We start from the raw sequence: 24,081 nt of genomic DNA on the forward strand, positions 1-24,081 counted from the left end.
AAGCTGACCAAATACAAATAGCTCACTGGCAAACTAAACCTCAACCAACAAAAAAGCCATCGACTCTAGAATCGATGGCTTTTGCGTTTTGGCTGTTTGTTTATTTGTTTAGCTATCTATTTAGCAAATAGTTTGTATCTAGATATTCAAACTATTTGCGCAGTGCGTTCAGTTTAGCTTGGGCGATACCAAAGATAGTATCAATTGGATAACTACCCTCATCACTTGCCTCACCTGCGGCTTTGCCTGTGAACAGTTCAATCGCTTCTGTTACATGGTCAATCGCCCAGATATTAAACTCGCCCTTTTCAACCGCTTTCACAATATCGCTACGCAGCATCAGGTTGTGAACATTTGAACGCGGGATGATCACCCCTTGTTCGTTTGAACGCCCTTTGATTTCACACACATCAAAGAAACCTTCAATTTTCTCGTTCACACCACCAATTGGCTGAGACTCACCAAACTGGTTCATCGAGCCTGTAATCGCGATGTCTTGACGGTTTGGTTGCTTAGAGAACGCTGATACAACCGCACAGAACTCGGCCATACTCGCACTGTCACCATCGACGCCACCATACGATTGCTCGAAGGTGATGTTAGTGGTGAGCGGGACTTTGGCTGTCTTACCAAATACGGAAGAAAGGTAAGCCGACAAGATCATCACGCCTTTTGAGTGAATACTGCCACCTAGGTCTACGTTTCTTTCAATATCAATCACTTCACCATCACCGTAAGCGGTGGTTGCCGTGATTCGGTTCGGCGCACCAAACATATGATCCGTCGTGCTGAGTACAGACAGCGCATTCACTTGCCCAACCGCTTGACCATCAACATGGATTAGCGTTGTGCCGTTGGTAAACGTCTCCATCACGCTGTCTTGCAGTCGTCCGACACGCATCTGTTGGTTAGATAACGCTTGGTCAACGTGCGTTGCACGAATCAGGTTCGATTTTGAGCCTCTCGCCACGTAGTTTGATTCACGAAGCAGATTAGCAATGTGAGCAGAGTGCAGAGACAATTTACCTTGGTCACCCGCCTGACGAGAGCTGTGCTCAATGATGCGAGCGATCGCTTTACGGTCACAATGCAGCATGTTGTTGTCGTGCACGATGCTCGAAATAAAGCGCGCGTAATGCATTTCAGAATCGGGAGTGCGCTTCATCTCATCTTCAAAATCGGCCGTTACACGGAACAGTTCACCAAACTCTGCATCGTAGTGTTGCAGCAGTTGGTAAGTTCGGTAATCGCCAAACAGGATGATCTTAACATCCAATGGAATCGGTTCTGGATCAAGCGATACCGCCCCCGTTAAGGTCACCTCTTTTTCTAATGAAGTGAAGCTCAATTGACGTGAACGCAGTGCTCGTTTCAAGCCTTCCCAAACGTACGGCTGCTCAAGTACCTTCACCGCATCCATCAGTAATACGCCACCGTTGGCTCTGTGTAAGCTACCTGCGCGAATCAATGAGAAGTCAGTAAAGACAGTACCCTTGAACGTCGCCGTTTCTACATAGCCAAACAGAGAGTGATAATTTGGATTCTCTTCCACCACGATCGGCAGAGTCTCCTCCTTTTGGCTCACAATCACATTAACCTTGTAGCGACGCGGCATTTTCTTATCCAAAGAGGCCGTTGCAACTTCTGCTTGCTCCGTGCTCTCTTCTAAGAAGATGTCAGCGTTGTCGACAATGTCTTTACGCAGTGCCGTTAGGTACTTTTTGATGTCTGGATATTGGCTGTAATCCTTCTTCAATTGCTTGATGAAGTGCGTGATCACATCTCGCGCCGTATCATCATTCAGCTTTTGAATTTTCTCAGTGTACGTCTCTTCAAGTTCCGTCAGTTCACGAGAGATGGTTCGTAGACCGACTTCCAATCCATCAATGGTTTTATCGAATTGATCTTGCTCTTCCGGCGAAAGCAGATCAAAGCTCTCTTCGGTATGAAGATCATCGCCATTCATTGCCACAAACTGGTAATCACCCTGAGTGGTGATCGTCAGGTTAATGCCCTTGTCTTTCGCTTCTTGGCTAATGCTTTCTAACGCGGCTTGTTGCTTAGCTGCTAATTGGTTTTTAAGCCTGTCAGCACGGCTAAAGTACATCTCGTTATCAAACGCTAGAGGCATACCTTTCAGCAGTTTACGCATCAATTTTTCAATATCTTGCTTTAAGCTGCTGCCAACGCCACGCGGCAATTTCAGTACCTTAGGTGTACGAATATCTTCAAAGTTCGCGATATAACACCAATCAAAAAGCTCCTGCACTTCTTGAGGGTGACGGTTCAGATAGCGCAAGATCATGGTGCGTTTACCCAGACCATTTCGCCCTATCGCATAAATGTTGTAACCCTTTTCCTTGATTGACATCGCGAACTCAACGGCTTTTTGTGCCCGTTCCTGCCCGACGATTTCGTCAATTGGAGCCAGTTCTTTGGTCGACTTACATGGTAGCTTGTCTAAATCCGCTACCTGATACAGCTGTTCTGTATTGAGTCTTTGCATCGCCATCGCCGCCTCCTTAGTCCTTCATTACTTGGGTGTAGATAAAATCAGTGTAGATGTAATTTCCTATAAATTTAGTGACTTACGCAACATCGCTGTTCAACTGAGCAAATAACGCACAATTTGAGCCATTTTTAAGAATAACCGGCCATTTTATTTGCCAACTTAACATGTGAATGATTTTAATTTGCATTTGATAATAAGTATCATTAACATTTTTAGATATTATAAATTGAGGATGTGGATATGGAAATTGAACGATGCTGGATGCACTACCTAAAAGCTGAACAGTTAATGGAACAAGGTCACTGGCCAGAAGCACAGCGCCTGTATGGTGATGTTCTAACGTCTCTTCCTCACCACATCCAAGATGCTGCATACCAAAGCGACATCAAGCCCTGCCAATTTGCCTGTCTACTTGCAGGGCTTAGAGACGCAAGTGTCGCTCAATCAGAGATTTTCAACCGTTTAGGCCATCATCAGCAAGCCTTCGACACCTTGAATCAGTCTTACGCACTGATGCAATTTATCTCTCTCGAAAGCACAGAACTGATCCAACGCACCTATTCACTGCTGGAAAAACAGAGTGAAGATCTACTCAATCACTTGATCGCTTTTTGCAGTGCTCAACGCAGTTCGTATTGGATGCTCGAACTAGAACAAATTCAACGTGCTCATCACCATTTTGGGCAACTTAAAACCACGTCAGAAGTGAAATTTTCACCTAATGTCTTAAATTGATAAGGATATATCATGTCGGACCGGGCCATTCTTAAAGTCAATAACCTCTCCGTTAGCTTCACAACCAATGATGGAATCATTGATGCGGTAAAAAAGGTTAACTTTACCCTTAATTCTAGCGAAACCTTGGCCATTGTTGGTGAATCAGGTTCAGGTAAATCAGTCTCTTCTAACGCACTCATGCGTTTGCTCCCTGATAACGCCATCATTGATGCTCAATCTGAAATAGAATTTGAGGGGCAATCAATACTTGGCAAGACTGAACGAGAAATGCAGTCGATTCGTGGCGACAGAATCGGCATGATCTTTCAGGAACCGATGACCTCTCTCAACCCATACCTGCGCGTGGGCACACAAGTGGCTGAAGCCATTATGTGCCACCGCAATGTATCGAAATCAAAAGCAAAACAGCGTGTGCTAGAGCTCTTCAATCTTGTGCATTTACCAATGCCAGAACAGGCTTACAACAAGTATCCGCATGAGTTTTCAGGCGGTCAGTTGCAGCGCATCATGATTGCGATGGCTTTAATCAACGAGCCCGATATTTTGATTGCCGACGAACCCACCACCGCATTGGATGTGACCGTACAAGCGGAAGTGCTTTCTCTTATCAAAGAAATCCAAAACAAAATGGGCATGGCAATTTTGTTCATCACCCATGACCTTGGCGTAGTAAAACATTTTGCCGACCGTGTTCTGGTGATGTGCAAAGGTGAGCTAGTTGAAGAAGGGATGACTCAAGCCTTATTCGAGAATCCAAGACACGATTACACACGCATGCTGATTAACTCGATTCCTAAAGGCGCTAAGGTTCCTGTTGAGGCGTCAGCCCCAGAGCTATTGTCTGCTGACGATATCCGAGTTCAGTTCTTGGTTAAATCACATTTCATCAAGAGTAAAAGTCAGTACTTCGAAGCCGTAAAAGGCATTTCGTTGAATCTTAAACAGGGCGAAACCTTGGGTATTGTTGGTGAATCCGGATCAGGAAAATCAACACTGGGACGAGCGTTAATCGGCTTGCTGCCGAGTACCGGACGTATTGTTTACAAAGGCCAAGACGTTAGCTTATTAAATGATAAAGAGCGTCACAAGCTCAAGAAAGATGTCCAAATGGTGTTCCAAGATCCTTATGGTTCTTTATCACCACGCATGACAGTTGGGGAAATCATCACCGAAGGCTTAACGGTGCATCAACCTCATCTATCCAAGCAAGAACGTTTAGAAAGAGCGCGCAAAGCATTGATTGAAGTTCGCTTAGAGCCGAATTCAATAAACCGTTATCCACATGAGTTCTCTGGCGGGCAAAGACAACGTATCGCGATTGCTCGCGCACTGATTCTAGAGCCCTCTTTCATTTTGCTGGATGAACCGACTTCAGCACTCGATCGCTCAGTACAACTGACCGTGATTGACCTGCTGAAAGACATTCAAGCCAAGCACAATATCGGCTTCCTGTTCATCAGCCACGATCTCTCGGTAGTGAAAGCACTGTCGGATCGCGTACTGGTGATGCAGAAGGGCGAAGTAATGGAAGAAGGGTCTGCAGAAGAGATTTTCAATGCGCCGAAAAACAACTACACCAAGAAATTAATCGCTGCGTCATTCGACTTAGAAAATAAATCGAAAAAAAATGCCGCATAGAGGGAACTAATCAACATTAACAGCGTCTTATAAGTACATTCTGAATAATATCGCTACTCAAAATAATTGGAATTGCAGCTAGGCAACAAATAAGTTCAGCCCTATGAGCATAGGGGCTCTATGTGATTTGGGTGAACTTAGGCAGTTAACAACGCTGCGGCTTCAAGTATGAAGAGTAGAATGGGTTTCACTCTAGAACGGATATTGCAAAACTGGTTTGGCCGCCAAAAGAGAAATGTCGCATGGATGCGACATTTTTCGTTTCTGAAGGGAAATAATGTGTCTTTGACTGTAACTCCCTATGATTCAATCATTTCACAACTAACGATACAGAGACTTGGTCGACTCTCTGACGATTAAATCTATCGGTGGTAGTCGTGCTTCATGCCTCTCACCTGAAAGTAAGTTCAAAATCGACTGAGCACACACCTCTCCAATCTCTTCAATTGGCTGCCTTAATGTTGTTAACGCAGGTGTGAAATACTTAGACGTTGGCAAGTCATCAAACCCAATCACTGACACATCTTCTGGCACTTTGTAGCCGTGATCATGGAGCGCCTTAATCGCGCCGTAAGCCGTTTGATCATTGGCAGCAAACAGGGCTGAGAAGTGAATCTTAGATTCAATTAATTCCACGGTTTTCTCATAGCCAGTTTCACTACTGAAATCCCCTTGCTTGACGAGCTTTGGCATCACCTTAATGCCCGCCTCTTGCAGCGCTTTCTTATAGCCTTCAAAACGATTACCCGCATCTGGTTGACTCGAAAGCCCTTTGATATGGGCGATGTTCACATGCCCTTGTTGTAATAAGTGAAGCGTCGCCATGTAACCGCCTAGCACATTATCGATATTGATTGAACGAACGTTGTCTTCAGCGAAATCATAACCGACCGCGACAATCGGGATGTCTTGCGCGTACTTGGCAATATCCTCTTTGGTGATGCTGCCTGTTACGATGATCATTCCATCGACATTGCTCTTAGCCAGATACTCTAAGGCGTGTATCTCGAGCTTTTTTTGCCAATGCCCGGTTGCTATCACTAACGAATAGCCTTGAGCTATCAGGGTTTTCTCCATGTCGTTGAGGATACGACTGGTATAAGGGCTGTCAGGGTGTTGCACCAACACACCAATGGTGAGTGAACGTCGGTTGGTGTTTTCTTGCATTTGGAAGTTAGGTTTGTAGCCCGTGTCTTTAATGGCTTGCTCAATATTTTGGCTTTTATCGTCAGACACATAAGTGGTTCGATTAAGGAAGCGAGACACGGTGCTGGGAGAAACACCAGCCAGTCTTGCTACATCGTATACTGTTGTTTTTTTTGTTTTAGTGCGCATCTCGAATCCCTAATCAAATGATATTCGGGGAGCTTTAAGCTCCCCATCAGTTTCAACCTGCATACCACTGCTTTAGCTGAAAATCGTGTCATTAAGTTAATACAAGTAGGCGAAGATCATCCCCGGTCTAAAGTAACGACCAGCCGTATATTTCAAGCCAGTACTCAGTAACCATTTGTGTAAGCCTGCCAGCTTTTCTAACGGAATTTCACCGCTCACCATTTTAACAAAATTATCAGTATCTTTCGTCAATGTTGGATTGATCCGACCGTCAGACAGCACACAGTTTTGACATTTAAGTACACTTAGCCAGTTTTTCGCATCATTTTGCGTCAATTTAAAGGCTTCTATAAGATATTTCTCATTGACAGACACAGAGCAATTGAACCCTTCTGGCGCTGCAAATGGAATTTTTGAATAGTCATAGAGTGCGGTATACACGGTATCCATCAATGTTTCTGCTTGCTGGTTTTTACCTGCCAGACTCAACGCCGTTGCGACACTAAACTGCACACCAATCCACACATCTTGTGCCTGAAAAGCCTCATGTGGTGAACCATCTGCCAATGTCATATTCGCCACACCCAGCTTAGGGCTGTTGATCTCAAAGTTATGTTTATAAACATAGTCCAATGCGCGTTGAATACGCTCTTGCGGGAAAATGCCCTCCAAACCAATCAGCTTGAGATAGCTGTCTGCGAGCAGTGCATCACCAAAGCTGTTGTCTGAATCTGGTACTAGTTCTAGATATTCTTGAGTAAAGGCTTGAGGCGCGGTCTCACTCAGTAAGCGTTTCTTAGAGACTCTTTGAGATACCTTGCTGATGTTGATGGAGGTATCGGTCTCATTGAGATAGGCATTGAGCGTGTTCTTATCGGCAATCGCATCGCCCGTCAAAGTCAGGCCTAAGGTTTCCAGGTTTTGGTAGCCTTCGCCCGTTAGATGCTTGGCTTGAACTGGCGTCACGAAGAAATGGTAGTAGCCTTCTTTCTCATCCCACAAGCTTTGCTCAACTGTTGCTAATGCCTTTTTCGAACGTGTTAGGTAATCCGAACCCAGATCGTTTTCGCCCATCAATTGTGCAAGTTCACTCGCGGCTTGAAGGCCAGCAACCCAAAGGCTCGCGCAGTAAATTGAAATACCATGAGAAGCCAGGTTATCAAAGGTATCGTCTGTGCCTCGGGTTAGCGGTAAATCATCGCCCTCAGCGACCAAGTTCGATAAGAAATCGATGCTCTCAGTCACAGCCTGCCAGCACTCTTTAACTACAGAAATATCTTGCGTGTTTTGATAGTGACGGTACACCATCAGAATGTATTTCGGTGCTAAGTCCTTCCACTCTTTCACGTTGTGCCAGCTGTACGCGTCAGGCTGGATGTCGAACGGGCTACCCAAGTCATGAATAACCGCACCTCGAATAGCACGCACGCCTTGGTACTTCTCATCGATCAATTCAGCATTCGGTGTTGCTTCATATTCCCAGTATCGGCGCTGAGTAAAGTCTTCGGCCAAAATGGCTTTCGAAAACTCTTTCATCACGCAGCCATCAAGCTCCGGCAACAAATAAAGAAGCGAAAATGAGCCGTAGAAATACACATCCAGAGAGTTAAAGAACGGGTAATCAACACACTCCTTCACCAGGAACTTGTCTTCTTTATCCCATACCGTTGATTCGGCTAGGAATGATAGTGAATTCATCGCCATCGTCGCATATCGAAGTGCCGATTCAGGCTGTGAAATTTTGCGTTGAGCTTGCTGTAGGAAGGCCGTTTGTTGTTCGACAATTCGTTGCTCAATCGCTTCTAGCTCTGGCAATACCTCTTCTAACATCGGCAGAGCAGGTTTCGCTTGCGGATAGAATTGCGTGTAGGCCTTCTCTGAACGCCAACCATTAAGCATGACTTTGCTGTGTGCCATCACCTGTGTAAAACGCAGATCAACAGACTCCCCCGGCTCCAACTCAACCTGAACCACAATCAATGCACTCAGAGCTTCACGCCCAGTGTAGATACCTGTTTGGAATTCAGCGTTTGTGCGGCCTGTTCTCAGTGCGAACTCTGTTTGCTCCGCTGCCTTAGAGGTATAAAGTGTTGGCTTCACAGACACCGATATCTTGCCAGATTCGGTCAGGTGGTTATTCGCTTGAACACCAAACACCACTTCACCTTCAATATCACTTTGATACGGGGACTGACTAGTGAGCTGGACACCCATAAAACCGTGGTTTTCACCGTTTACGCTAACCGCTTGATGCTGCTGGGCGATTGGATTTTGAGACAAGGTACACGCCGAATCTTGAATGCCATCGCGACCTTTGCGATAAGTTGAGCCAATCAAGTTTTGTAGCGGCTGAGCAAGCGTAATCACGCGTGTTTGCGCAGAATGATTGGTTAATTCGAAGTGATTCCAGTGCATCGGTAAAGAGCACAGGCGTTTGTCGTTTTTAACGATTGGAGAAACCACTTTACGTTTTATTTTAATGTCATCAAAACTGTTATATTTATATTCAGCTAATGGATACAAAGCTTGATATTCGATATCCTTACCGTTGACACTATCTATATCACTGCCATTGAGACTATCCATATCATTATTATCACCAGCAGTAAGTGATAATAATTTAACTGTATCATTTATTAATAAACCATTAAAGAAATCTAAGGCTACATATAATTGACAAATAATTGAAGATGAATCTGAGTCAATCAATAATAGAGTCTTATTTGAAAACTCAATGTTCCATTTTGTAAAGTTAGCTTTATTCTCTTGGTAGAAGCCACCATTTTTTAATGCCGAACGAATGTGGTTAATCGCATTCGACATGTCTGTATTGTCAATCTTCTTACCATCGAACAAAGCAGGATAGAAGTTCAGGTGAACACCTAGCTCTTGTTCATTAAGAACTTGCAGCGTGTCGATGGTTGGCACATTCATCACTGACGCATAAAAATCATTAAAATTAACAACTTGCTCTGAACAATCGACAAATATTCCCGGAATAAAGCTGAAGTTCGGCGTGTTGCCGTTTGGTGTGAGTGTAAATGTGTTACCAATTCCGCCGACTGCCATACCGGTATTTTCTGGCGTGGTCGAAATTGGCGTGTACCAAGGTTGAATAAATTCAACTGCATCACCTTTTTTACACAAGTGCTCTGAATTTCCTGAGTAGCTCGTATATGGAATTTTATTATTCATTTTAAAACCGCCATTGAATATTTTTTTCTTCTTGTTAATATCTTTTAAAAATGGAGACATCAACATGTTTAAAATTATAAATGAAAAATTTGGAAATATTGACTCTGTCACATTAATAAACCACCAACATGGTATAGAACTTCAAATAATCAATGGATTTGGTGCTGTTATTAATAAATATATCGTAAATAACAGTCCATTCTCTTTTATTTGTGGTTATCAGAATTATGATGAACTGATCAACCAACATCCGTTCTTTTCCCGCAGTGCTAAATTATTCCCTTTTCCAAACCGTTTAAACTTAGGTCGTTACAGTTTCGATAACCAAAACCATCAACTCCCAGCTAACTTTCCTTGGTCTGATCACGCCGTACACGGCCTGCTCTACAACCAACCTTTTTCAATTACAAACAGCGTAGCCACTGAAGAATCCGCCAGTGTGACGTTGCAATATCATACGTCGTCTTTGCATCCTGCTTTCCCGTTTGCGTTCAACCTTGAAGTCACCTTCACTATCGATACCACGGGTAAGCTCACTTCCTCAACGACCGTCTCTAATCTGGGTGATTCAGCCTTCCCATTCGGTGATGCTTGGCACCCTTATTTTTCACTCGGTACTGAGCTAGCACAATGTGGACTCGCTATGTCGCCTTGCTCTGAGGTCATACACGAAAACGACCTACCCAATGGTGAAAAGCACGCTTTTGACCGTTTGTCTTTGGACGACTCGCTCACCAATCAAAGCTTAAATCACTGCTTTGAATTTGATTCCAAGACAACCAACCAACTTGCGTTTACGCGCTCAGATTCGTCTGCCGCTATTCGCTACCAACAAGATGAAAGCTACCCATTCGTTCAGCTGTACACGCCAACTAGCGAGCAAAGTATTGCAATAGAACCAATGACTTGCCCCGCTGATGCCTTCAATAACCAGATTGGCTTATTGACACTTAGCCCGAACCAATCTCAAACCTTTACTTGGCAATGCCAAGCCACCTATCAGCCAACATAAAGAAAGCAAACTAAAGCAACTGCTGTATGCGAAATCAGCCCCCAGAGAACGCATTGCTAACGAAACAACTGCAACGAAAGAAGCAAACTAAAGAAGCAATAAAGGGCGCATAAAGCGCCCTTCTCTTTGTTAACCTAAAATCACCTCGATGGTGTGCTCACCAGAGGTAAATACTGGCGCTTTATTACCTGAAATCAGGTCACCATTTACCTTCATCTCCACCACACCCTTACACACGTTATTCGGGTTAGTGACATGAATATGGTATGTTGCACCACGGAATTGACGACGGACTTTGAATTCAGGCCACTCAGCAGGAATACATGGGTCCACCAGCAAACCATCCACTTCAGGGCGAACACCCAGAATCCACTGCGTACCCGCCACGTAAGTCCAAGATGAAGTACCAGAAAGCCATGCATTTCGGCCTAAACCAAATTGCTTATGTTCGTCACCCAAAATGTTTTGTGGGTAGCAGTAAGGCTCAGATTCAAAGGTATCAATGTCATCGTTCTTAGAAGCCGGGTTGATTTGACGGTAGTACTCGTAAGCACGTTCGCCATTGCCCATTTTCGCTTCTGCGATCATCACCCAAGGGTTGGAATGCAGGAATATACCGCCGTTCTCTTTCGCACCTGGTGGGTACGTCGATACGCCACCTAGCTGAGGATCAAAGCCGTTGTAACCCGGTGTTGAAAGCTTGATGCCATTGGTCGTGTTCAGTTTGTTGTAAACCGAATCCAGCGCCTGAGTAGCACGCTCTTGAGTCGCAAAACCAGAGATTACAGGCCAGCTTTGACCGTTGGTGTAGATCTGACCTTGCTCGTTTTTATGAGAACCGATTGGCAAACCTTGCTCATCAAAGTAACGAACAAACCATTCGCCATCCCAGCCGCATTCATTGACGGTGCTCTGCATCTGTTGGTACTGATCGTTAAACTTAGCCGTCAGTTGCACTTCGCCACGCAGCTCACACAAGTCCAACATGTCGAGCAGTGCTTTGCCGTACATGTTAGCCACCATCATCGATTCTGCACCCGTTGGCAGGTTCACCGTGTCATTCCAGTCAGCGAAACCTAACAGCGGTAGGCCGTGCTCACCAGTATTGGTATAAGTAAATTCAATCGCGCGGCACAGGTGGTTCCAAACCGTTCCCGTTTCAACTGGGTTGCCCGCTTTGTCTTTTTGATAGAACGAGATCTCTTTATTCAAGAAGTCTGCATTGCCCGTTTCTTTCACATATTGCGTCACCGCGTAGATGATCCACAGGTGATCATCACCGTAGTAATCAGGGCGATCTTCCTCTTCACGAGAGTCACCCGCGTTCGCTTCCATGGTTGATGGGAAGAACTGGTGCATCGCAGAACCGTTGGTGTTTTGCACAGATAACAGACGCTCAATGAACTCACGCGCTTCTTCTGGCATGTGAGTAATTACGCCTAACGTATCTTGCGAAGAATCACGGAAACCAATGCCACGTGCGCCATAGCCAAGCTGGTACAGAGACAGGTAACGAGACCAGTTTTTGGTTGTGTGACACTGACGTGGGTTATGTACGTTCAACATCGAGTTCATCGCAGGATCTGGCGTTTCAACCTGAACCGCTTGCAGGTAACCATCCCAATGTTCAGCCAGTTCAGCGAAAGCTGAATCAACCACTTGATGGTCACGGTATTTAGCCAGCAGAGGCAATGCTGCTTCTAGGCTCTGTTCTTGTGCGATTTGTACAACTGTACGTTCTGTCTGCTCTGGAGATAACCAACCTAGACGCAGGTTCAGTGCGCCAATGTTGTCGCCACGCAAACACTCGGTGTTGCCTAATTCATCATTGTTTAGTCCTTGTGGCGCTGCCCATGTACCGTAGCCCAAATTACCTAGGAACGATTGGCGATCACCATCAAAAGACGTTGCAGGGCGATCCGCTGTCATCAGGTTCACCGCGTAGTCACGCTTCATGAAGGCATACTGCTCAAGCACGGTATGACCCGACTCTTGCTGGTGTGCTTTTAGCGTCATGGTTTGTGGAACCCAGTCCGCATTGAGTAGCTGTTTAAGTGCATCGAAGTGTGTGAATTCATACACAGGTACCACATCAACGTGCAGTGCTTTACCTGAAATGTTGGTGACTTTGATGTCTTGTAGCAGTACTTGGTCAGCTTTTGGTACGAAGAAAGTCGCTTCACAACGCACACCAAATGCTTCTGCAATGATGGTTGTGTATGATAAACCGGTGTGGTTTTCAAACTTATCTAGCGGCTTCAAGGTTGGCGTGTAGAAAGGTGAGAACACCTCTACGTTGCCAGGTTCGTCACGCACCTTGAGGTATAGGGTCGAGCCTTTGAAATCTGAGTTTGGCAATTGAGCAATGTACTTAGTGATGCGGTTGAGTGCAGGATCGCCCTTACACAACAACACGCCGCCGTTGCTATCGACAATGCCACCGAAATCTAATGTGCCAACATAGTTACACCATTTGATCGGTGTGCACGGTGTGGTTGCTACGTATTCTTTGTTTTTATCGTCAAAATATCCGAATTTCATCATCACTATCCCTAGCCCCTCCCAAATCAGGAGGAGCCAAAACAATTTGTCGTAAGTTGGTTGGTGTCAGCTCAATGACTGATTTAAATTGACTGACTAGCTCGCTAGCGAGTTCTCACTCAGAGCATCGAACAAGTGGAAAGCATCCAAATCCAAGTAAAGCGTCAGATCTTTTACATCCACTTCAGCGGCTTGGGTTTCAACCATCAACGGCTGACCGCCAATTTCTGTTTTCAGAAGAATGCTTGCGCCCAGTAATTCCTTGTCTTTGATTTTCACAGGGAATGGCAGCACGCGGTCGTGGTCAACTTGCTCGGCACGTAGATGAATGTCTGTTGGACGAACACCAAAATGCAGCGCTAGGTTCTTAGACGCCAGAGACTTAAAGCGCTCAGGCAGTGGGATATGAACATCGCCGATTTCAACGAAGTACTCGCCTTCTTTTTCAATCAGTTTTGCTTCCAACATGTTCATTGACGGGTTACCAATGAATTGCGCGACAAACTTGTTTGCCGGACGCTGGAACACCTCGGTTGGTGTACCAACTTGAGCAACATATCCGTCTTTCAGGATCACGATGCGATCCGCCAATGTCATCGCTTCGATCTGATCGTGGGTTACGTAGATCGTGGTGGTTTTTAGTTCACGGTGTAGATGTTTGATCTCTTCACGCATCACGCCACGAAGTTTTGCATCTAGGTTAGACAGCGGCTCATCAAACAAGAAAACCTTAGGCGTACGAACCATCGCACGGCCCATTGCCACACGCTGACGTTGACCACCAGAAAGCTCTTTCGGCTTACGGTTGAGTAGTGGGTCAAGCTCTAGCATTTTCGCCGCTTTTAACACTTCTACGTCGATTTCTGCTTTCGGCATGCCCTTCAGTTTTAGCGCAAACGCGATGTTCTCGTACACCGTCATGTGCGGGTACAGAGCGTAGCTTTGGAATACCATCGCTAAGTCACGGTCTTTAGCGTCGACTTTATTCATCAACTTGCCACCAACCACGATGTCACCAGAACTGATACTTTCAAGGCCAGCAAGCATGCGTAGCGTTGTCGATTTACCACAGCCAGATGGGCCAAGGAAAACCACGAACTCACCGTCTTCAACCGTAAAATCAAACTCTTTGACGACTTCAACATCACCGAATGATTTTTTGATGTTCTTAAATTCTACTTTAGCCATTATCTGTTCTCCTCAGCGCGCTCTAGCAGCATATTTCGGTACGCAATTGCGCTCTGTTTCAATGTTCTTTCTTGGGTGGTGTAGTCAACATGGACAATGCCAAAACGCTGGCAGTAGCCGAATGCCCACTCAAAGTTATCCATCAGACTCCAAGCGAAGTAACCGTCGACTTTCACACCCGCTTCAACCGCGTTGTGAACCGCTTCGATGTGACCTTGGAAATAACGAACGCGTTGGTCGTCCATCACTTGTCCGTTTACACGTTCATCGTTGCCCGCTGCGCCATTTTCTGTGATGTAGATAGGTGGCATATTTTCGTAGCGAGCATCCAGTCTTAGCAATAAGTCGGTTAAACCTTGTGGGTTAATTTCCCAGCCAATGTAAGTGTGTTCAGCATCTTTTTGCTTCACCGATTCAATATCGCCGTTCTCATTGAAGCGAGCGACATTGCGTGTGTAGTAGTTGATACCGATGTAATCGACCGGTGCGCTGATGATGTCTAAATCACCTTCAAGGATCATAGGCATGTTCATCGCTTGGCGTTCAACCACCAATTGTGGGTACTCGCCTTTTAATACTGGGTCGATGAACCAGTGGTAGTTCTCGGCTTCGCAGTAGTCTGCTGCCGCTTGGTCTTGTGGCGTCAGCGGGTAAGCTGGCGTCGCGTTGAATACCACACCATGCTTAGCGTGAGGTGCATTCTTACGAAGGATCGGCATTGCCAAACCGTGTGCCAGCATTAGGTGGTGAGACGCTAGGTAGCCCTCTTTTTCGCCCTTGATACCTGGCGCATGTTCGCCCCAGCGGTAACCTAGGAATGCAGACACAAACGGTTCATTCAGCGTTGTGTACACATCGATGTTGTCACCAAAGTATTTACTCACCACTTCTGCGTATTCTGCGAATTTGTAAGACGTTTCTCGGTTTAGCCACCCGCCCTTGTCTTCAAGGTATTGCGGAAGATCCCAGTGATACAGCGTCACATACACTTTCATACCGCGAGCATGACACTCGTCGATGATCTGACCGTAAAACTCTAGACCTTGCTGGTTGACGACACCGTCTTGTGGCAGGATGCGCGGCCATGCAATAGAGAGACGGTAAGCATCAACGCCTAAGCCTTGAATCATCTCGATATCTTGTTTCCATAAGTGGTAGTGGTCACACGCCACATCACCATTGTCGCCGTTATCGACCTTGCCCGGCGTCTTGCAGAAAGTGTCCCAGATAGACGGTGTACGACCGCCCTCTTCAACGCCGCCTTCAATTTGGTATGAAGATGTCGCGACACCGAATACAAATTCCTTACTGCGTAACTTTGAATCACTTGGAAGTTGATATTTATTCATTGTTATAACCCTTAAACCTAACCTTTGACTGCGCCGGACGTTAAACCACTAATCATCTGTTTCGATGCGAACAGGTAAGTAATCACGAGCGGTAAAATAGAAATTGTGGTACCTAGCATTACCGCGCCCCATGGCGTATTCGGAATACCTTGAACACTTCGAAGTGCTTGCGTAATAACATAGTTATCTGGGTTATTTAGCACCACGAGAGGCTGCATAAACATGTTCCAGAAGAAAACGAACTGAACGATAGCCAATGTTGCGAGTGCAGGCTTCATCAGTGGCAATACCACACTCCAGTACGTTCTGAACTCACCAGCACCATCCAATTTCGCCGCTTCAAGTAGCTCTTTGGGAATCGATGCAATCACGTGCTGACGCATCAAGAAGATACCAAATGGTGTGGTGGTGAACGGTAGCCATACCGCCATGTGGTTATCCAGCAAGCCTAAGAATTTCACGATCATGAAGTAAGGGATCAAGCTAAGCACAGGCGGAATCGCCATTGAGCCAACCAGCATGCCGAACAACACGTTCTTACCGCGGAACTTAAACACAGCAAACGCGTAGCCACCCATGCTACAAAACAGCAGCGAGATGGTGGTGCCTAAGAAAGCCACGTAAATCGAGTTAAACATCGCTTTCCAAAACGGCATGATTTCAAGCAATTTGGCGTAGTTAATCGCCAGGCTATCGCCTATCGCAAAGCTAATGCCCGTACCGAAAATTTCAGAACGGTCACGCGTTGATAGCAGTGCCGACCACACAAATGGGAAGACTGTAATCAGCGCTGAAACAACCAGTAATATGCCTAACATGACCATCAAGATCTTAGTCAGAATGTACATGCTGCGTTCGCTTGGCATCAGTCCACTTAGTGGTGAGGTATTTGTCTTAATTGATGTCGACATCTTAATGTTCCCCTAAGCCTTTCTTACCAAAGAGTAAAAATTGAACCAATGTACAAGTCGCGATGAGTGCAAACAGTAACCACGAGATAGCAGATGCTGTGCCCATTTCTAGCCATTCCCAACCCACTTTGTAGAGGTACATCGAGATAGTTAAACCAGATTGGCCAGTACCACCTGTACCACGTGTTAGTACGAACGGTTCTTCAAACATTTGCAGGTTACCGATGATGGTCATCGTGATAGCAAAGAAGATGAATGGACGAATCATTGGTAGTGAAATGTTCCAGAAGCGGCGGAAGGCATTGGCACCATCCATACGTGCAGCTTCTAAGATGTCTTTAGGAATCGTCATTAAACCTGTGGTGTAAAGGACGATGTTAAAACCGGTGTATTTCCAGAAAACCATGATTGCGATAGACGGCTTCACCATAGTGGCATCGTCTAACCAACGGATGGGTTGGAAATCGTTAACCCAAGCGAATGCCCAACCAAACAGCGTGCTATCGGCTAGTGCCATTAGCGTTTGGTTAATAATTCCTGAGTTAGGAGAGTACATATTGAAGAAAATCAGTGACGCTGCGACCGTTGATGTAATGAACGGTAGAAAATACGCCGATGTTAGCCAGTGACGCATACGGTCACCCATTGAAACCAACATGTAAGCCACTGGAATAGCGACTAAGTGCTGAGCCACGCCTGAAGTGATCGCTAGCCAAAGCGTGTTCTTCAATGAACGCCATAGCCATGGGTCCGTTAAAGCAATGTGATAGTTCTCAAAACCAACGAACTCCATCGCATCCATGCCTCTTACCGGGTTCCACTCGTGGAACGACAGGTAAACAGAGAACAACAGCGGGAAGATCCCAAATACAGAAAAAATGATCAGAAACGGCAGAAGAAATCCATACGGTGTAAGCGCTTTCAAATTTAGACGAGAAAAAAGGCTTTTGTCCGCAGGTTCTATCGTTGTGCTCGCTGTATGATTCATAGTAACGACCTCTTAAAAAGGAAGCGCGTTATCCACGCTCCCTCACTTACTTAAAGTAAAAACAAATTAAAGATTACGCGTGCGACGCTTGATTAGACGCTCTGCCTCTTTAAGCGCAGTCTTGATGTCTTTACCTTCATCAAGTACTTCCATCAATGCGTTCTCTAAGATAATAGAACGTGCAACGTGGTCGCCTTGTGCTGGAGAGACGGGTTTGATGTTTTGCGCCACTTCAGCAAAAAGAAGACGGGCTTTTTGTCCACCTAGGAACTCCATCTCTTCTTGGAAAAGCTCATCGTCATACGTTGTGATGTTCGCAGGGAAAGCGGCAATCGTTTCGAAGTGCTTAAGCTGTACTTCACGGTCAGTCGTCATGTATTCAATAAGCGCCCAAGCTTCATCTGGATTGTCTGATTGAGTTGGAATTGAAAGGAATGAACCACCCCAGCTGCCGTAGATACCATCAGGTAGGTTTTCTACTGCCCACTTACCTTTAGTTTCAGGAGCAATCCAGTTGTTTAGGTGACCAAGAAGCCAAGCGCCAGAAAGTTGAGTTGCAAATGTGCCGTTGCGGAAGCCTTCGTACCATTCGTTAGACCAAGCCAGAATGCGGCCGTCTAAGCCTTTGTCGCGAATTTCTTTTGCTACTTCAAAAGCGTGAACAAAACGCTCTGATGTAACCACTGGGTTGCCATCTTTATCGAAGTACAGACCTTCACCTTCAGGAACGGTCGTGAAGATAATCGCTTGTGCCACGTCGGCTGCCGAAGCGATAAGTTGTACGTTTTGCTCTTTCAGTTTTTCACCAGCAGCAATGTATGAATCCCAATCTTTGATTGCTTCTTCTACATCAATGCCCGCTTTTTCGAACACGTCGGTACGGTAGTACATAACACCTGGACCTAGGTCGACAGGGATACCATACATATCGCCGTCAGCGCCTTTGCCTTGTGCCCATGCGTAAGGTGCGAATCGTTCTTCGTATTTATCTGCACCGTAGTTTTCAGACAGGTTAACTAGGCCGCCAGAGCCAACAAATGGACCAATTTTCTCAACGTCGACAACAATCACATCACCGGCACCAGAACCCGTTGCAAGGTTCGTTGTGAGTTTCGTGTGGTGGTCACCGTGGTTGTTCATAAGGTAATCAACTTTGATACCCGTTTCCTTTTCGAAATCAGGCAGTAATACCTTCAGGCTGCTATCGAAATCAGGGAAACCGTCGAAACGAATTTCTTTGTCTGCTGCATTTGCAGCTGTTGTACCTAATCCTAAAGCAACCGCGCATGAAAGCGCTAAGGTCTTAAATTTCATGTTCTATCCTTAATATTTTTATAGGGTAACTGGTAAATCCGATACCGAGTTTCTAGTGACCAACGTCGGCAGCAATTTAAAGTTCACGTCATGTTTTATTTTTTTTAGCTTCTGTAGAGTGAGCTGTACTGCTTCAACGCTCATCTCTTCAATAGGGAAATTAATGGTGGTCAAACTAGGGGTCAGATAGCGCGCGAAGATGGTGTTATCGAAGCCCACCAGTGATACATCTTTAGGAACAGACAGTCCCTCTTGATGCAACACCTCGAAGGCGCCAAATGCCATGTGGTCATTCGAAGCAAATACTGCTGTGAAATGACACTTACGATTAATCAGCTTCTTCATAGCACTGATGCCCGTCTCTTCAGTAAAGCCCGCTTCCGAGACTAATGCTTCATCGTATGGCACACCCGCTTCTTCCAAGGCCTTTCGATACCCCTGCAAACGCCCCCTAGCATCTGCTTTATCTAAAGGCCCGGTAATACACGCGATATCTGTATGTCCCTTTTGCAAAAGATATTGAGTAGCGAGTAGCCCCCCGACTTCGTTATCAATATCAATGCAACTCATCGCCATTTCTGGGATGAAGCGGTTAATTAAAACCACAGGGGTCCCCTGTTCTTCCAATTCAATTAAATAATCATCACTGAGCAGTTGAGTATGAAGAATCAAAGCATCAACACGACGCCCCAACAGAAACTCCACAGACTCACGTTGCCCTTGCTCAGTATTCGAACCCGCTGTAACCACAGCGTGGTAACCAAAGCGGCGTAGGTTTTCCTCTATGCAATGCAAAATGCCTGAATAGAAAGAGCCGCCAAGTTCTGGAACAACAACACCCACACTACCAGTACGACTTGAAGCCAAGGCTTGGGCGATAGAATTCGGGCGATAACCCAGCTCCTTGATCGCTTTTTCAACCTTTAATTTCTTGTCATGACTCACTCTACTGGTGCCGTTGATCACTCTAGACACTGTCGCTTGAGACACACCTGCATGTTCTGATACGTGTTTAATTGTCGCCACTCGAACCTCGATACTTCATTAGCTTGTAACCGCTTACAAAACGATTATTAAGAAATTACGTTTTAGTTGAAGTGAGTGTCATCACACTAAAGTTGGAGGTAAAAAGGCCAGTTGTGGAAATCATGAAAGCGCTTACAGATTCACTTCACGCCATGAAACTGTTTCATGAAATTATTGTTCATATTATCAAGATGGCGCTCGGTTACTTGTTCGTCAGATCAAACAAGCCCGCCTAAATCCATTTTTTGAAAACGTCATTTGATGATGAATCCGCAGCTGACGGCAATATACACGGGGAAAGTGACCTTGTTATTTCAATGGCCTTTCGAAATTGTATGAGAACATTTCACGGTAATTTTAGCTCAAAGCCTTTTCATCAGAAAAACCAGATACGAAAACGCCCAGCGGAAGGCTGGGCGTGAAATCATAGAAGAAATTAGCTGGCTCTAATCTTTGTGATTAGATGATTCCGCTAACTTAAACTCTTGAGTTAATGAGAATTGCTGTTGCGACATAGTTTCAAGCTGTTGACCGTGGGAAAAAAGCACTTGAGAACGTTGCGAGTTATCTTCAGCCAAGGTGTGTATCTGACTGATATTTTGAGTGACTTGAGAGGCAACGACTTGATGCTCTGTCGTCGCGGTCGCAATTTGATGGCTTCTTTGCTCTACTTCGTTCAGAAGATCAGACACCGTCGATATCGAGTGATTCACTTCGCCCGTTTGCTCAACACATTGAACCATACCCACCATGCACTGATTGATCTGTTCAACCGCCAGTTTAGAGCTAGTTTGCAACTGCTCGATCTTGTTGTGTATCTCTTGCGTAGAAGCATTGGTTTTGGCCGCTAACACGCGAACTTCATCAGCCACCACAGAGAAACCGCGCCCTTGTTCTCCTGCTCGCGCCGCTTCAATGGCGGCATTCAATGCCAACAAATTGGTTTGTTCAGAGATACCAGATATTACATCCAAAATAGAGCCAATACTGGCGCTTTCGCTTTCAATCTGACCAATGGTCGCTGTTGATTCTGCTAACTTACGCTCTAAACTGCCCATCAACTCGACGCTTTTGTCCATCGTCTGTTGGCCATGATTGGAACTCGACACCGCTTCGGTCACCAAGGTTAACGTTTGATTAGCGGCTTGAGTTATTTCGGTCACTGAGCACTCGATTTGCTCCATGGCCGTTGCCACCATCACGGTCTGATTGGTTTGGTCTTGCATCGCCTCGCTCAATGAACGGCTAGTGCTTTGGTTCTCTAAAGATGCTTCTTTTAGGCGCGTTGACGATTGGCGCATGTTCTCAATCATTTGAGTCAGGTGACTGATCACTAAGTTGACCTTGTCGCTCACTGAGCCGAACTCATTATTGGCTTGATACTGCACCATCGCGCTCAAGTCTTTATTGGCAACTTGGTCGAGTGCACTTTGTAGCAGCTTGCTTGGTTTACGGATACCTTTGGCAATATTCAACCCGATCAACAGAGCAATAAGCACGGAAGCAAGTGCAATAAAACCCTGCATCACAAGGGCTTGCTGTGAAGAGTCCATCGATTCGTGATACAGGCGTGTCGCGGTGTCTTCAGCGTACATTGAAAGCTCATCAAAGTGACTTAACTGTTGATCGATTAGCTGTTCAATTTCCTGCTTTTGAAGGGAGATAGACTCATCGAGTTTGACGGTTTCTTTATGGGTAGCGACTGAGCCACTGGCTGAAAACGCGTGTGAAGCGAGCAACGATAAAGACTGTTTACTGCGGCGCAGCAAAGATGAATCCAGATTATCTAAACCTGCGACCGCTTGTTCGAATCGCTCTTTGCGACTTTGTAGGCGACGCTCTACCCCACGAACCTCCGAAGATGTTTGCAGTGAAAACGCTTCGTTGGCTTCCGCGGCAATCAAACTCAATTGCACCAACAAAGCTTCGACTGCCTTTTGTGTCTGCTCTGAATCTGCACTCGCGAGTTGATTCACCAAAGTATTATTGAGCTGTCCAACCACAGATTGAAATTGCGCTTGTCCCATCGAACCGAGATCTTTGCTATCCAAATACTCAACATAAAGCTCTAATACCTGCTCTATCTTATCGATAGTCAACAAACCTGTTTGAGTGATGTTGTTAAGCATGGCTTCCATTTGTGAACCAGCTACGCCCTTACCTTCGAACCAGTTCAATTGCTGCTGATATAGCTCGATGTTGTTTAAGACGGTTTGTTTCAGTGGCTCAAGTTCATCAATATAGTTAGCGGATAAGTAGGGTGTGGTGCTGCGATTAATGTCCAGAAATCGGATGGTTAACGTTGAAGATTGAAGTATTAATGGCGTAGCTTGCTGGGTGATGTTTTCGATTCGAGTGGTGATGTCTTTATTGCTACTGATGCTTAACCATGCAGAACCCAGCATGATCACAGTCAGTACGAAGAAACCTAAATAAACTCGAGACACGATGGAAGAAAGTCTCATAGTAAATCCCTGATCTAGTGGCGAAAAAAAGGGCACAAAAATGTGCCCAAGAATGGAGTTAATTGAAACGTGCCCTAATCAATCTGCCTTTAGGGCTAAAATGGACAGTATTTACGTACTATTGAAAAGCATGGATATTCGAAAGCATGGCTCTTTGAAAATATGCCGAATTCAAAGAGCCGCTCTTTCTATATCGGTGATTACCACCAAGCTTCAAACATTGCGCCGAACGACAATGTGTCAACATTCGTTGTCTTCACTGTGTTGCCTTTGGTTTCTACATCACCCACGGTTGTGTAGAAACGAAGCATTGGACGGCTCCAAGGTAAGCCACCTAAAGATACGTTTTGAGACAAAGTGACTTTCCACGCGTTCTCTTCACCGTCATCATCGTAATCAACCATGCCGTAGCCAGCTTCTAACCATGTAGAGTGAACATCATCCCATTGGTACTGTGGACGAACGATACCCGCGTATTCAGTATTCTCACGATCTAAGTCTGAGCCAGAGTTGTCTTTGTAAGACACTAAGTAATCAATGATGAACTGTTCAGATGCAGCGTAGCTACCCTCAACACTTGCATAAAAAGTCTGGTAATCACCTTTAAGGTCATATACCGATGAATCGGCACCGTCACCGTACTTAACAACCAACTTGTTAGACTCACCCAAGCCTAATGTTGCACCTACTAGGTAGGCCGTTTCATCACTGACTTTTTGTCCTTGAGTCACGACAGGCTGCATTGAATCTGTCACTGGATCGTATACGTACTCAGTCGTCGTAGACGTATCCGCTTCGCTCGATGCAAAACCGTAGTTCGCGTAAAAATCCAGATTACCAATACCTGCGTCAATACTGTGTAGCTTCGCTGTCACGGCGTATCGGCCATTGTCATTTACGAGGCCGCCTTTCACTTGGCCAACAAAGCCCATATCTAGCTTAGCGCCGCCGAAATCTAGGTTGTTAAAGCCAGCGCCTTGACCATCGTGTGTCATCCAGAAGTAATCGTTCAAACCTTGTTGCGGACGTTGATGGAAGTCGCGACCAGCCCACATATAAAGTTCTGGTTGGCTTTCAAATACGTTAGTTACACCTGCGTACATTTTTTTCATACTCAGGCCGCCGTCGTCAGCCCAAGCGTCTGCTTCCCAGTGGTCAGCCATGAATACGATGTCCCAAATCGCACCATTGTCAGCTTGGAAAAGCTTAGCTAGCTGAACCTCACCACCATTAGCTTCGTTACCCAAACGACCGACAGAACGACCTGTTGTACCGATGTCTACGTAACGCTCATCACCGCTCTTGTAGTGAGCGCCGTAACGAGCATAACCAGAGAAGACGATGCCATCTGGCACCTTAGTTTCTGCTGTTAAAACTGCGGGTTGTTGATCATTAACATAATCAATATCCACAACCTTAGATTCTAACTCTTGAATGCGTTTTTCTAATGCTTCGATATCAGTATCAGCAGCAAAAGAAGAGAGTGAAGCAAGCGAGGCCGCCACTGCGACTGTTATTGGCAAAAGCTTAAATTTTTGCATTGTAATTCCCTATTATTTTTTTGAGTTTTCATCGAACAGGGAAATATTAAGCAATGAAAGCGTTGAAAAGTTGGTTGCTGTTCACACTGATAAATTAGGTCGAGAGCCATGAAACTTTTAGAAAAGTCATACCCAAAACTATTAATTTAATATCAGAAACTTAGGAAAGGAAACGCGTGAAATATCAGCTTGAAATCGCTTTCATTTCATCAATAATGGCGGGATCTATCACGGAAAAGTGTATGTAAAAATGAAGGAAATATGGTGCAGTTTTGATAAGTTTTCATATATATGAAAAGCCTCAAAATCTGAACTGACCCCCAATAGT

The 24,081-nt window shown here is 45.4% G+C and carries 15 protein-coding genes; 3 read left to right on the forward strand and 12 right to left on the reverse strand.

Features of this window, described 5'->3' with window-relative positions:
• Window positions 1-151 precede the first annotated feature (151 nt).
• Window positions 152-2,512, reverse strand: a complete 2,361-nt coding sequence (locus tag AB4307_RS03570) for a Lon protease family protein (protein WP_017061577.1) — start codon at window positions 2,510-2,512, stop codon at window positions 152-154.
• A gap of 240 nt (window positions 2,513-2,752) precedes the next feature.
• Between AB4307_RS03570 and AB4307_RS03575 the strand changes: the two genes are divergently transcribed.
• Window positions 2,753-3,247 carry a hypothetical protein gene (locus tag AB4307_RS03575; RefSeq protein WP_372131139.1) on the forward strand — a complete coding sequence of 165 codons (495 nt, stop codon included), beginning with the start codon at window positions 2,753-2,755 and terminating at the stop codon, window positions 3,245-3,247.
• Between the two features lie 12 nt (window positions 3,248-3,259).
• Window positions 3,260-4,888: an ABC transporter ATP-binding protein gene (locus AB4307_RS03580; protein WP_372131141.1), complete on the forward strand. Its 1,629-nt coding sequence runs from the start codon at window positions 3,260-3,262 to the stop codon at window positions 4,886-4,888.
• A 321-nt stretch (window positions 4,889-5,209) separates the two neighbouring features.
• Here AB4307_RS03580 and AB4307_RS03585 read toward each other — a convergent pair whose 3' ends face one another.
• Together AB4307_RS03585 and AB4307_RS03590 are read right to left on the reverse strand one after the other, a co-directional pair.
• Window positions 5,210-6,223, reverse strand: coding sequence for a LacI family DNA-binding transcriptional regulator (locus tag AB4307_RS03585; RefSeq protein ID WP_137001361.1), 1,014 nt, complete (start codon window positions 6,221-6,223; stop codon window positions 5,210-5,212).
• Window positions 6,224-6,319: 96 nt separating this feature from the next.
• Window positions 6,320-9,418, reverse strand: a complete 3,099-nt coding sequence (locus tag AB4307_RS03590) for a GH116 family glycosyl hydrolase (RefSeq protein WP_372131143.1) — start codon at window positions 9,416-9,418, stop codon at window positions 6,320-6,322.
• 64 nt (window positions 9,419-9,482) lie between these two features.
• Here AB4307_RS03590 and AB4307_RS03595 point away from each other — a divergent pair, with 64 nt between their 5' ends.
• The gene (locus AB4307_RS03595) at window positions 9,483-10,430 is read left to right on the forward strand and encodes an aldose 1-epimerase (RefSeq protein ID WP_372104946.1); all 948 of its coding nucleotides are present in this window, start codon (window positions 9,483-9,485) and stop codon (window positions 10,428-10,430) included.
• Between the two features lie 129 nt (window positions 10,431-10,559).
• Here AB4307_RS03595 and AB4307_RS03600 read toward each other — a convergent pair whose 3' ends face one another.
• The 9 genes from AB4307_RS03600 to AB4307_RS03640 form a co-directional block, all read right to left on the reverse strand.
• A complete protein-coding gene (locus AB4307_RS03600; RefSeq protein WP_372131145.1) occupies window positions 10,560-12,974 on the reverse strand; it encodes a glycoside hydrolase family 94 protein in 2,415 nt (804 codons plus the stop codon).
• A 93-nt stretch (window positions 12,975-13,067) separates the two neighbouring features.
• Window positions 13,068-14,159 carry an ABC transporter ATP-binding protein gene (locus AB4307_RS03605; RefSeq protein ID WP_009846155.1) on the reverse strand — a complete coding sequence of 364 codons (1,092 nt, stop codon included), beginning with the start codon at window positions 14,157-14,159 and terminating at the stop codon, window positions 13,068-13,070.
• Complete coding sequence (locus AB4307_RS03610; protein ID WP_372131147.1) at window positions 14,159-15,508, reverse strand: GH1 family beta-glucosidase; 1,350 nt, start codon at window positions 15,506-15,508, stop codon at window positions 14,159-14,161. Before AB4307_RS03610 ends, AB4307_RS03605 begins: the two co-directional genes overlap by 1 nt.
• A gap of 17 nt (window positions 15,509-15,525) precedes the next feature.
• The gene (locus AB4307_RS03615; RefSeq protein ID WP_017077012.1) at window positions 15,526-16,374 is read right to left on the reverse strand and encodes a carbohydrate ABC transporter permease; all 849 of its coding nucleotides are present in this window, start codon (window positions 16,372-16,374) and stop codon (window positions 15,526-15,528) included.
• 46 nt (window positions 16,375-16,420) lie between these two features.
• A complete protein-coding gene (locus AB4307_RS03620) occupies window positions 16,421-17,407 on the reverse strand; it encodes a carbohydrate ABC transporter permease (RefSeq protein ID WP_009846152.1) in 987 nt (328 codons plus the stop codon).
• A gap of 66 nt (window positions 17,408-17,473) precedes the next feature.
• Window positions 17,474-18,721: an ABC transporter substrate-binding protein gene (locus tag AB4307_RS03625; protein ID WP_017083012.1), complete on the reverse strand. Its 1,248-nt coding sequence runs from the start codon at window positions 18,719-18,721 to the stop codon at window positions 17,474-17,476.
• Window positions 18,722-18,739: 18 nt separating this feature from the next.
• Window positions 18,740-19,747 (reverse strand): LacI family DNA-binding transcriptional regulator, encoded by a 1,008-nt coding sequence (locus AB4307_RS03630; protein ID WP_009846150.1) that lies wholly within the window; start codon window positions 19,745-19,747, stop codon window positions 18,740-18,742.
• 446 nt (window positions 19,748-20,193) lie between these two features.
• The gene (locus AB4307_RS03635) at window positions 20,194-22,212 is read right to left on the reverse strand and encodes a methyl-accepting chemotaxis protein (RefSeq protein ID WP_372131149.1); all 2,019 of its coding nucleotides are present in this window, start codon (window positions 22,210-22,212) and stop codon (window positions 20,194-20,196) included.
• A gap of 200 nt (window positions 22,213-22,412) precedes the next feature.
• The gene (locus AB4307_RS03640) at window positions 22,413-23,753 is read right to left on the reverse strand and encodes a carbohydrate porin (RefSeq protein ID WP_229647891.1); all 1,341 of its coding nucleotides are present in this window, start codon (window positions 23,751-23,753) and stop codon (window positions 22,413-22,415) included.
• Between the last annotated feature and the right edge of the window lie 328 nt (window positions 23,754-24,081).

It is taken from the genome of Vibrio sp. 10N.261.52.C2, from assembly GCF_041471425.1.
Lineage (GTDB): Bacteria > Pseudomonadota > Gammaproteobacteria > Enterobacterales > Vibrionaceae > Vibrio > Vibrio crassostreae_C.